2 protein-coding genes are annotated in these 1006 nt (G+C 70.7%); both read left to right on the top strand.

All coding sequences use genetic code 11. The features are described 5' to 3' along the window. Positions 1-450: chorismate synthase (locus AQI70_RS32505; RefSeq protein WP_159042717.1), on the top strand; the 450-nt coding region annotated here is incomplete at its 5' end. Beyond that, on the top strand, positions 447-965 hold the full coding sequence (locus tag AQI70_RS32510) for a shikimate kinase (RefSeq protein WP_062156030.1): 519 nt from the start codon (positions 447-449) through the stop codon (positions 963-965). The genes AQI70_RS32505 and AQI70_RS32510, both read left to right, overlap by 4 nt. The last annotated feature ends 41 nt before the right edge of the window (positions 966-1006 follow it).

Genomic DNA, 1006 nt, shown 5'->3' on the forward strand with positions numbered 1-1006 from the left:
TTGGACGCCCGTCTCGCCGGAGCGCTGATGGGCATCCAGGCGATCAAGGGCGTGGAGGTCGGTGACGGGTTCGAGCTGGCGCGGGTGCCGGGGTCGAAGGCACATGACGAGATCGTGTCCACCGGCGAGGGCATCAAGCGGGCGACGGGCCGTTCCGGCGGTACGGAGGGCGGGTTGTCGACGGGTGAGCTGTTGCGGGTACGGGCGGCGATGAAGCCGATCGCGACGGTGCCGCGGGCCCTGCAGACGGTGGACGTGACGACCGGTGAGGCGGCGCAGGCACATCACCAGCGCTCCGACGTGTGTGCCGTTCCGGCGGCCGGGATCGTCGCCGAGGCGATGGTGGCCCTGGTGCTGGCGGACGCGGTGGCGGAGAAGTTCGGCGGTGACTCGGTGACCGAGACGCGCCGCAACGTGCGGTCCTACCTCGGCAACCTGGCCATCCGATGAGCGCGGCGCCTGTGGTGGTGCTGGTCGGGCCGATGGGCGTCGGCAAGTCGACGGTCGGGCAGCTGCTGGCCGAGCGGCTCGGTGTGGGCTACCGGGACACCGACGACGACATCGTGGTGGCCGAGGACCGGTCGATAGCGGAGATCTTCGTGGATGCCGGCGAGCCGGTCTTCCGGGCGATCGAGAAGCGGGCGGTGCGTCGGGCGCTGGTCGGGCATGACGGCGTCCTGGCGCTGGGTGGCGGTGCGGTCCTGGACGCGGACACGCGTGCGCTGCTCGCGGGACAGCGGGTCGTCTACCTCTCGATGGATGTGGAGGAGGCGGTCAGGCGGACGGGTCTGAACGCCGCTCGGCCGCTGCTGGCGGTGAACCCGCGTAAGCAGTGGCGGGAGTTGATGGAGGCCCGTCGGCATCTGTACGAGGAGGTGGCCACGGTGGTGGTGGCCACCGACGGCCGTACCCCGGAAGAAGTGGTCCAAGCGGCCCTTGATGCACTGGAGTTGAAGGACGCATGACGGAGGAAGTGACGCGGATCCAGGTCGGCGGCACCGCGGGC

Origin of the sequence: Streptomyces curacoi (assembly GCF_001513975.1) — a bacterium.
GTDB classification, from domain to species: Bacteria; Actinomycetota; Actinomycetes; order Streptomycetales; family Streptomycetaceae; genus Streptomyces; species Streptomyces curacoi.